Annotated in this window: 12 protein-coding genes; 8 read left to right on the top strand and 4 right to left on the bottom strand. The window is 62.9% G+C overall.

Features of this window, described 5'->3' with window-relative positions; genetic code table 11:
- Positions 1-122: 122 nt before the first annotated feature.
- From FJ414_RS31155 to FJ414_RS31640, 3 genes are all read right to left on the bottom strand, one after another.
- Positions 123-425, bottom strand: a complete 303-nt coding sequence (locus tag FJ414_RS31155; RefSeq protein WP_140648179.1) for a DUF982 domain-containing protein — start codon at positions 423-425, stop codon at positions 123-125.
- 141 nt (positions 426-566) lie between these two features.
- Positions 567-2,648, bottom strand: a complete 2,082-nt coding sequence (locus tag FJ414_RS31150) for an ATP-dependent helicase (RefSeq protein WP_140648178.1) — start codon at positions 2,646-2,648, stop codon at positions 567-569.
- Positions 2,649-2,747: 99 nt separating this feature from the next.
- Entirely contained in the window at positions 2,748-2,915 is a 168-nt protein-coding gene (locus tag FJ414_RS31640) for a hypothetical protein (RefSeq protein ID WP_181175235.1), read from the bottom strand.
- 145 nt (positions 2,916-3,060) lie between these two features.
- Between FJ414_RS31640 and FJ414_RS31145 the strand changes: the two genes are divergently transcribed.
- The 3 genes from FJ414_RS31145 (at position 3,061) to FJ414_RS31135 (ending at position 4,417) form a co-directional block, all read left to right on the top strand.
- The gene (locus FJ414_RS31145) at positions 3,061-3,243 is read left to right on the top strand and encodes a hypothetical protein (RefSeq protein WP_140648177.1); all 183 of its coding nucleotides are present in this window, start codon (positions 3,061-3,063) and stop codon (positions 3,241-3,243) included.
- A gap of 263 nt (positions 3,244-3,506) precedes the next feature.
- Positions 3,507-3,911 carry a hypothetical protein gene (locus tag FJ414_RS31140; protein ID WP_140648176.1) on the top strand — a complete coding sequence of 135 codons (405 nt, stop codon included), beginning with the start codon at positions 3,507-3,509 and terminating at the stop codon, positions 3,909-3,911.
- A gap of 47 nt (positions 3,912-3,958) precedes the next feature.
- Positions 3,959-4,417 (top strand): hypothetical protein, encoded by a 459-nt coding sequence (locus FJ414_RS31135; RefSeq protein WP_140703279.1) that lies wholly within the window; start codon positions 3,959-3,961, stop codon positions 4,415-4,417.
- 123 nt (positions 4,418-4,540) lie between these two features.
- Here the strand turns inward: FJ414_RS31135 and FJ414_RS31130 are convergent, their stop codons facing one another.
- A complete protein-coding gene (locus FJ414_RS31130; protein WP_140648174.1) occupies positions 4,541-5,509 on the bottom strand; it encodes a LysR substrate-binding domain-containing protein in 969 nt (322 codons plus the stop codon).
- Positions 5,510-5,620: 111 nt separating this feature from the next.
- Here FJ414_RS31130 and FJ414_RS31635 point away from each other — a divergent pair, with 111 nt between their 5' ends.
- The 5 genes from FJ414_RS31635 to FJ414_RS31100 all read left to right on the top strand — a co-directional run bounded on the left by FJ414_RS31635 (position 5,621) and on the right by FJ414_RS31100 (position 8,743).
- Complete coding sequence (locus tag FJ414_RS31635; RefSeq protein ID WP_181175236.1) at positions 5,621-6,454, top strand: hypothetical protein; 834 nt, start codon at positions 5,621-5,623, stop codon at positions 6,452-6,454.
- Complete coding sequence (locus FJ414_RS31115) at positions 6,454-7,437, top strand: DMT family transporter (protein ID WP_140648173.1); 984 nt, start codon at positions 6,454-6,456, stop codon at positions 7,435-7,437. Before FJ414_RS31635 ends, FJ414_RS31115 begins: the two co-directional genes overlap by 1 nt.
- Positions 7,418-7,639, top strand: a complete 222-nt coding sequence (locus FJ414_RS31110) for a hypothetical protein (RefSeq protein ID WP_140648172.1) — start codon at positions 7,418-7,420, stop codon at positions 7,637-7,639. Before FJ414_RS31115 ends, FJ414_RS31110 begins: the two co-directional genes overlap by 20 nt.
- A 354-nt stretch (positions 7,640-7,993) precedes the next feature.
- Complete coding sequence (locus FJ414_RS31105) at positions 7,994-8,437, top strand: MucR family transcriptional regulator (RefSeq protein WP_140648171.1); 444 nt, start codon at positions 7,994-7,996, stop codon at positions 8,435-8,437.
- Between the two features lie 3 nt (positions 8,438-8,440).
- Complete coding sequence (locus FJ414_RS31100; protein ID WP_140648170.1) at positions 8,441-8,743, top strand: hypothetical protein; 303 nt, start codon at positions 8,441-8,443, stop codon at positions 8,741-8,743.
- Positions 8,744-8,920: the final 177 nt, after the last annotated feature.

Raw genomic sequence — 8,920 nt, 5'->3', positions numbered from 1 at the left:
TGACCGCTTGAAGCGCGCACTGTATTTGGACATGCAAAACCCCCGAAGGTTGTGTCCAACTTTCGGGGGTCAGTTCACTTAGGGCGGGTTTTTCGCGGGAGGGTAGTCCTTTGCCGTAAAACTCAGCCGGCGAAACCGCCATATCCGCGCGCCACCGGCTTGACCGAGACGACCGGCTGCTCCGAAGGCCAGAGCACGCCCGCCGTCACCGCGAAGGTGATCAGCGCATCGCGCGCCGCCTCGGCCGGGATTTCTCCACTGCGCGCCGCCTCGCAGGCCTTCACCGCGGCGCCGTAGCTGAGGCGGCGGCGCGACGGCGGAAACTCGGTCAGGAAGTCATGCATCTCGAACAGCGAGGCGATCATGCGCTTGTGGCCGGCGCCGACGCTGAGGGCGACCGGGGTGAAGAACATCCTGTCGTACATTCGGACCTCGTCTATTGGCTGTGGAAGCGGGGGCTGCCGCCTCCGGTCTGGAGGGAGGACGTCACACAACGCGGCTTGCGGCGAGTGGTTCCGCGCGTGCCGATTTTTCCGTACCTGGACGTGATCCGTCGGGCAGGCGGCCTATTTCCACATCCCGCGCATGCGGGAGCCGAGATCGACCTTGACGCCCGGCTTCTGGCGCGGGTCGTCCTTGAGCGCGGCGCTTGCCCAGGACGACTGCTCGAAGGCTGAAAGCATCGAGGCCGGGATGAAGCGGGTGCGCGAGGCATAGACATGGCGGTCGCCGCGCGCCGGCTGGTTGTGCGGATAGAAGCGCTGCGGCACGACGAGATGCAGGCTGTCCTTGGCCCTGGTCATCGCCACGTAGAGCAGGCGCCGCTCCTCCTCGATGTCCTCCTTGGTGCCAACGCCGAGATCGGCCGGGATGCAGCCGTCGACGGTGTTGAGCACGAAGACGTTCTTCCACTCCTGGCCCTTGGCCGAATGGATGGTCGATAGGATAAGGTAATCCTCGTCACGATGCGGCGGCCCGGCCTGGTCGCTGGTGGCGTCGGGCGGGTCGAGGGTGAGCTCGGTCAGGAAGCGCTCGCGCGACGGATAGGTCGATGCGATCTGTTCGAGCTGGATGAGGTCGGCGCGGCGCGTGATCGCATCCTCATGGATGCGTTCCATATGCGGCTCGTACCAGAGCCTGATCCGCTCGAGGTCGGCCGGCCATTTGGCGCCGGCGCGCAAGCCGCCATAGATGTCGAGGAAGACCGGCCAATCTTGCGCGGCGCGCTGCGGCGGCCGGAAGCGGGCAAGGCCCAGCGTCTCGTCCAGCGATGTCGCCATGGCGTCCACGATCTGCGAGGCGGCGGATGGGCCGATGCCCGGCATGAGCTGCAGCACCCGAAAACCGGCGACGCGGTCGCGCGGGTTTTCGGCGAAGCGCAGCATCGCCAGCATGTCCTTGACATGCGCGGCATCGAGGAATTTCAGGCCGCCGAACTTGACGAAAGGGATGTTGCGGCGCGTGAGCTCGACCTCCAGCGGCCCGCTATGACTCGAGGTGCGGAACAGCACCGCCTGCGCCTTCAGCGCCGTGCCGGCCTCGCGTTCGGCGAGGATCGCCTGGCAGACATAATTGGCCTGCTCGGCCTCGTCGCGCACGCTGACCAGCTGCGGCTTGTGCGATGACCGCCGCTCGGTCCAGAGATTCTTGGTGAAACGCTCGCTGGCCTCGCCGATCACCTTGTTGGCCGCGGCCAGGATCGTCTCGGTCGAGCGGTAATTGCGCTCCAGCATGATGACCGCTGCTTCTTGCGCGAACTGTCTTGGAAAGTCGAGGATGTTGCGCACTTCCGCGGCGCGGAAGGAATAGATCGACTGCGCGTCGTCGCCAACGACGGTCAAGCCCGCGCCGTCCGGTTTCAGCGCCAGAAGGATCGAGGCCTGCAGCCGGTTGGTGTCCTGGTATTCGTCGACAAGTACATGGTCGAAGCGGCTGGAAAGATGCGCGGCGATCTCCGGCTCCGCCGCCATCTGCGCCCAGTAGAGCAGCAGGTCGTCGTAATCGAGCACGTTCTGCGCCTGCTTGGCCTCGACATAGGCCGCGAACAGCGCCTTGAGCTGGTCCGCCCATGCCGCGCACCACGGGAAGGCCGAGCCCAGCACTTCACCCAGCGGCGCCTGCGCATTCACCGCCCGCGAATAGATCTGCAGGCAGGTGCCCTTGGTCGGAAAGCGGCTTTCGGTTTTCGACAATCCCAGCTCGTGCCGGGCAAGGTTCATCAGGTCGGCGGAATCCTCGCGGTCGTGGATGGTGAAGGCCGGATCGAGGCCGATCTGCTCGGCATAATCGCGCAGCAGTCGCGCGCCGATGCCGTGGAAAGTGCCGGCCCAGGCGAGCGCGTCGGCGATGATGGCCGCGTCGCGCCCCAGCACCTCGCCGGCGATGCGCTCAACGCGCTTGGCCATCTCGGCAGCGGCGCGACGGGAGAAGGTCATCAGCAGAATGCGGCGCGGATCGGCGCCCTTGACGATGAGGTGGGCGACGCGATGCGCCAGCGTGTTGGTCTTGCCGGAACCGGCACCTGCGATCACGAGCAGCGGCGCGGCCACCTTGCCGTCGCCATGCATCACCGCCAGCCGCTGCTCGTCGTTCAGCCGGGCAAGATAGGCGGGCGCCTCGAAGGACGAATCACGAGCGGCGATGTTCATCGCCCATCAAGCATCGTTTCCGCTTTGTTCGCAACGGGTATGGCGCTGGCGATTGGCGAAAGCCGACGCGACAGACGATCTTCCCCAGAAGGGGAGATTCTACCGCTTCGGCTCGACTCCCATCGCCGCCGACTGTCGCCGCAGCGCGCGTCTCTCGTCGCCCGGCATGTCCAGCGGTGCGACATCGCCGGGAACCTCGTCGATGATCCTCATGGCGACGCGGTAGGCGGTGTAGGCAAACAGCCCTGTTAACAGCAGGCGGATCATGGCCATCTCCTTACGCGGTTCGATCGGGTCTCAACCGGGCGCGCGCCGGTTGGTTCCCCCTCCAGCCAGCCAAACTGCGCCACGCAACCAAACCGCCACCGCTTCGTTGCCCTTGAGATCAAGGAACAAACGAGAGGAGCTTGTCATGAAAAAGCTTCCTGTGCTGCTGGCTCTTGCGGCAGGGCTCGTGCTCGTCGCCTGTGACAACAGCGTGCAACCCACCAAGGCGCCGGGCGCTGAAGTCAACCAGAACCCTCAGGTCGACAAGAACCCGGTGCCGAAATCGACCACCGGTGGCGACCAGCAGGGTACAGCGCCGAAGCAATAGGGCAGGGCGGGCTGAATTGTCGTCAGCCTGAAACGAAGAAGGCCGGCGCTGCTTGGGAGGAAGCTGATAGCGCCGGCCAAGCGGGAAAATCAGGCCCGCCGCGGGACCAAAGATAGCTGAGTCTCGACCCTGCGTCATGGTGCGATCGCGGTAGCCGGCTATACAGCCTCGAGCAAATCACCGGAAAATCCCGAAATTCTGCAAGACTCCACCATTGTGGGGTCTCTGGTGCCGCCTTGGGTGACGCGCGATCGGAGCCAACTATGAAGACTGTTGCAACAACTGCCCTTGCTCTCGCCGCGCTCACCGTCGCTGGGCCGGTCATCTGGATGGTCGCGTATAACCATCAGCAACATCTCGGCGACCGGGAACTCATCTCGATCGCTGCCGAGGATGTGGTAAGAGTTGAGCTTGGGGCGATCGCCTACGCCTCCGCCGAGGAACTGCTGTCAAGCAACCCCGGCTGCTGCATCGTCAGTCACTCCAATCACGAGTGGCTGCGGTTTCCGGCGCGCCTCTACGAAGACGGCGTCTCAATCGTGCAGATGAGCTATCTCATCGAAAGGACGCCGAAACCGGAATATTACTTCCGCGAAGTCGCGATCGATGCGGATGGCCGAATATTGGAGACCAGGGGCATTGAGACAGACATGCAAGAGCATTGGTAGCCGGCAATCGCCGCCCGCATCGGCGCATTCTCAATATCGAGGCATGGATGACTAGGAAGCTTGCATTGGGCGCGTTGGCAACAACAGCAATTCTATTGGCCGTATTGGCAGCGGCGTCGTGGTATTCCGGTGAGTTGAATGGGTACTGCGGTGAAACGGGCCAGATCGCATCCGACGCTGCGTTGATTGAGAGCGCGCTCATTCTGGAAGCCCGGGAGTCGGATTTTCCCCGCGCAATTTCCGGCGCCGCTGCCGCAGGCGAATACGCAAAAGATAACCCCGATTGCTGCGCCGTCGAGCGATGGGATCATCCGTTCATGACAAGTCCCTTTTTGACTGTCCTGTCGGGGACGCGTGGATTTGCTGTTACCCTAATCTATCCGCGGAAGCATCCGGATGCTGACGGCGCCTACCAGCAAACAACCAATATAATAGATGGCTGTGGTACGTCGATCGACAGGTACTCGATGTCAAGTGTGCGAAAGCCGATGGCGACGCAGTATTAAAAGGGTTCGAGCATCTCCATTCGAGATGCCGGTGGAAGCCTTTATCAGCACCAGCGACCACACTTTCGCGGAATATCTTGCGCGGCCGGTGCTGGATTCGTTCCAGCGCGCATTCGTGGGGCCTCACGCCACCGCCGAGCGCGCTTGTTGTCCGCCGGCGATCTCGATGTCCAGCTGGCGCTGCGTCAGCGCCGCTTCGGACATGAGCCACTGCTTGAACAGCTCCACCTTGCGGGCGCCGAGCGCCTTGATCGGGCTGACGAAATACCAGCCCGCCGTATTGGGGTGGTGGACCGCGAAAGGAGCCACCAGCCGTTCGGCGCGGATATCGCTTGCCATGTAGGCGCGGTTGGCGACGGCAAAGCCCATTCCGGCATTGGCCGCCTCGTAGGACATCATGCAGCTATCGAAATAGACGCTCCTGGTTTCGCCAAGCACGAAGCTCGCGCCGGCAAAGCCCAGCCACGACTGCCAGTTCTGCGTGCAGGTGTCGGAATGAAGCAGCGTGAAATAGCGCAGGTCTTCCGGCGTCACCTTCGACAGCGGCTTGTCGCCCAGCACATCGTGGAAGAGCTTGCGGCTGCAGACCGGTGTCAGGTCTTCCTTGAACAGCAGTTCCGAGGTGAGGCCGGGGAAGTTGCCGTCGCCATATCGGATCTCGAGATCGTATTCCGAGGTTGAGAATTCATGCGTGGCGTAAGAGGTCGACACCCGCATTTCGATGTCGGGATATTGCCGCTGGAAGGCCGAAAGCCGCGGGAACAGCCAGCGCGCGGCGAAAGTCGGCAGCACGCAGATCCGCAGCACATGCGCCTGCGACTGGCCCGTAGCCTCCATGCTGGCCGCCACGATCCGCTCCAGCGCCTCGCGGACGCGCGCCACGTAGGTCTCACCCTCCGGCGTCAGCGACACGGCATTGCCGCCGCGCTCGAAGATCTTGAAGCGAAGCTGATCCTCCAGGCTCTTCACGCGCTGGCTGACGGCGGAAGCGGTGATGAACTGCTCTTCGCCGGCACGCGTGAAATTCTTGTGCCTCGCGGCGCTCTCCACGATTTTCAGCGAGTTGAGGTTGACCTGACTGAGCAGACGCACGGGGTTCGTCCTTAAGCTGCGCTTACGCTACCACCAGCATTCCTAAATTTACAGGGGTAGGCGTTTAAATGACTGTTAACCAAGTGTTGCCCCCACCTTGGAGAAAGTAGAATGAACGCCCATACAATTCCCGAACTGCGTTGCGCAATGAGTCGCGAGGCCATCATTGGTCATGAGACGTCCTGGAAAGTGTCTGGTTTCGGCGTCGCCCAGTATCGTCACGGTTACGACCCCGCTCTGCTTGCCGCCATCGAGGAAGCCGCCCTGAAGTTGAAGGCCAGCCATGCCGTGCACAAGCACCTCGACCTCACCTTCATCACCGGCGCCGACCGCTTTATTCCAGAGATCAAGGAGCTTTTGCACGACAAGCTGCGCCTGGAAAGACTGTCCGACATGATGGGCACCAAGCTCGAGCCGTATCCACTGTCGATCGTCGGCTCGACCGTCACCTTCATGAATCCGAAAGACGGTGCGGTCGAATGGCATTGCGACGGCGTTCCGGTGACCGAACTCATTCCGCTGTCGATCAGCGACCCGCTCATCGGCGGCCATCTTGAGATCTATTGCGACGATTCCGAGACCGGCCGCTCGATCCTGGAATCCGGCCGCGATCTGCCGCGCAACAAGATCATGCGCATCGACCACAAGATGAACTATGCCACGCTCGGCCAGTTCCTTGGCGTGCTCCACCGCACCGCGCCGATACAGCTCGGCGAGCGCGTCACGCTGGTGCTCAACCAGCGCTCGGCGATCAAACCCTATGTCGACGATAACCGCATGTTCTACCTTGCCGCCGACAACGACCATGACCGTGCCTGGGTGAACGAACTGGCGGAGGATGTCTGGACCAACCAGCTGCCCGCCTACCGCCGCCATGCCGAGGAGCATCCCGTGCCGCAGCCGACGTCGGAAGCGGTTTCCGGCGCGGCGAGGGAGTCGTGGTAATGAGCCACGACCCGGTCGACCGTCAGCCGCTGTCAAGGTCTCTGAGCCTCGGCCCGGTCGCGCCGGAAAGTCAAAACCGTTCCAGCGTCGCCCCCGGGGCGGCGCTGGCCTTCGCCCTCGGCGCCGTGGCGCTGTGGGCCACCAACGCCCTGGTCGGCAAGACGCTGCTTGCCCTCTATCCGGTGTCGCAAGTGCAGTTTCTGCAGTTTTGCGGCGCGGCCATGGTCTTCGCGCTGATCCGGCTGACGAGCACTCCTCCTTTCCCCCTTGTCGGGGAAGGTGGATCCGCGCTTGCCGCTTACCTTGTCGGCTTCGTGGGCCTGGTCGGCACGATGGTGCTGCAATATATCGGCTTCGCCTCGATGCCGGTTATCGAGGCAAACCTCGTCGCCTACACTTGGCCGCTGATGACCGCCGCGGCGGTTATCCTGCTTGGCCGTCCGCGCCGTCCGCTGCTGCTCGGGCTGGCGGCGGCGCTCGGCTTCGTCGGCGTGGCGCTGGTCATTTCGGGCGGCCGCGCGCAGACCTGGTTTCAAGGCGGCAGCCTCGTCGGCTACCTCGCCGCTTTCGGCTCGGCGCTCTGCATGGCCTTTTACTCGCTCGCCGTCGGCCGCCTTGCCGTGTCGCCGGAGCGCCTGCTGTTGCCCTCGGCGCTGATCGGCGTCGCGCTCACCTTTGCCTGGTGCCTGCATGACGGCGTCGTGCGCCCGACCGGCGCTCACCTTCTGCTCGGCCTCTATCTCGGTGCCGGCCCGATGGGGCTCGGCTATTATTTCTGGTCGCGCGCGGCGAAGCTCGATCATGGCGGCAGGATAGCGGTCGTCGCCTATCTGACGCCGATTGCTTCCACATTTCTGCTGACGCTCTCGGGCGAAAGCCTGTCGATGACGGCGGTTGCCGGCGCCGTCCTCGTCATCGGCAGCTGCCTTGCGGTCGGCGTCGAAGGTACGGAGACCCGGAACGATGTCCAAGACGGCCGTTGACGATGACGAACGCCGCGCCAGGCAGGAGGCGTACTGGCTGGTCAGGGAGTTTGGTGCGGAGGCGCCGCTCTATGCGGCCATGAAGGCCGAAAAGGCCATCGAGCAGAAGGATTTCGGCCGCTGCGCGCGCTGGAAGCGCGTGCTGGAGATCCTCGCGGACAAGCCGCCCGCGGAACTCAGGCGCGGTGTCGCCGCCAAATGACCGATTTGCCATGGGGCCGCCGAATCGCGCATGTTCGATTATCCGACGGCAGATTATCGCGGCCGTGCCGGAACTTGCCCTGAACTTTGATTTTTCAGCAACTTTCACGGCGAATCGAAGTGCTATAGCGCCTTTTGCGCATCCAGGCGGACCGCCCGAGCTATAAAACGCTGGCTATAGCTATTAGAATTCCTAACTTGCGCGTTTCCAGTTCGCGTAGAAACATCGCCCGGTATTGAGTTTCGTAGATTTACTGACTATGGACGGTCCGTTGGGGGACAGGTCCAATTCGATACACCGACGAAAGTCTTAAAAAAGAGCTGGCGATTTGAGGGCCAGCAGAAGGTGAAAAAATTGTCCAACATCGACGACAAGACCGCAATCGAGCTGACCGCCGACATTGTCTCGGCCTATGTCGGCAACAATCCGCTCCCCGCCTCTGGCCTGCCTGATCTGATCGCCAGCGTCAGCGCCTCGGTTCGCAAGCTCGCCAGCGGCAGCGTTGTCAAGGAGGCGGTGGCTCTGACGCCCGCCGTCAACCCGAAGCGCTCGGTTTTCCCCGACTACATCGTGTGCCTGGAGGATGGAAAGAAGTTCAAGTCGTTGAAGCGCCACCTCGCGACCGACCATGGTCTGACGCCGGACGAATACCGCGCGAAATGGGGTCTGCCAGCCGACTATCCGATGGTGGCGCCCAGCTATTCGGCGACCCGCTCGGCGTTGGCCAAATCCTCCGGCCTCGGCCGCAAGCCAGCCGGCGGCGACGCGGGCAAGGGCAAGCGCAAGGCCAAGGCCTGAGGCATGTTGCCCGCAACAGATGATGTCGCGCCATTACCATGGCGCGACCATCTGGCCGCCCTCGGCGCGTTGCGCCGTGGCGTAGCCGCCCAGTCCTCGGTGGACGCGGCCAACGGCGTCAGGGCGCGGCGCATCCTGTTTTCGCTGGGCGATCCCTCAGGCGACATGCTTGCCGCGCTCGACGCGCTTGACCGGTTCGAGCGCGCCATCGTCGAATGCGACGACCCGTCGGCCATCGAAGCGCGAAGACTGAATTGCTTGGTTATCCTGGACCGCCTTGCGGCAAACAGTTCGCCGCGCGCCTAGTAGGCTGTTGAAAGACTGTTTCGTTCACGGAACGTATCAGAGTCAGACCGAGTACAAACCAGATTCAAAACAGGTATCTCCGATCCTTTTTCCAAAGCCTGCTAGGCGGTGGTGACGATTTAACTATTTGAGCCAGATGGCGATAGCGGCGAGTTTGACGAAGCCCATGAAGTTGGC

This window comes from Mesorhizobium sp. B3-1-6 (genome assembly GCF_006439555.1).
In the GTDB taxonomy this organism is placed as follows: domain Bacteria; phylum Pseudomonadota; class Alphaproteobacteria; order Rhizobiales; family Rhizobiaceae; genus Mesorhizobium.
This window is presented reverse-complemented; position numbering and strand designations above follow the sequence as displayed.